The organism is Bradyrhizobium cosmicum, from assembly GCF_032290525.1.
In the GTDB taxonomy this organism is placed as follows: Bacteria; Pseudomonadota; Alphaproteobacteria; order Rhizobiales; family Xanthobacteraceae; genus Bradyrhizobium; species Bradyrhizobium cosmicum_A.
Map to the genome: position 1 here is coordinate 1 of NZ_JASXTA010000264.1, position 267 is coordinate 267.

Annotated in this window: 1 protein-coding gene; it reads left to right on the plus strand. The window is 47.2% G+C overall.

The features are described from left to right. Nucleotides 1-267, plus strand: a 267-nt coding sequence (locus QSV46_RS39905; protein ID WP_314964119.1) for a hypothetical protein, incomplete at both ends; no start/stop codon positions are given.

The window sequence follows — 267 nt, forward strand, 5'->3', positions numbered from 1 at the left end:
GGCAAAACCTTGGAGCAGTTGACCCTTACCGCCGATGGCTGGAATGTGTTAGCAAGTAAAGGCATTCGCCCAGTGAGTAAAACCGAGTATCTCGATGCGGTGATGAAGCTAAACTACCCGCATGATAAGCTTGAAGGTTTGCTCCTGTTCCCGAATGGCACATTGGGGCTGATCAATGATGACGACTTTGGCATCGCCGCGCAAGTCAAAGACAGCAAAGACTTTATCACATCAAAATACATCGACAAAACCAACAGCGATATTGAT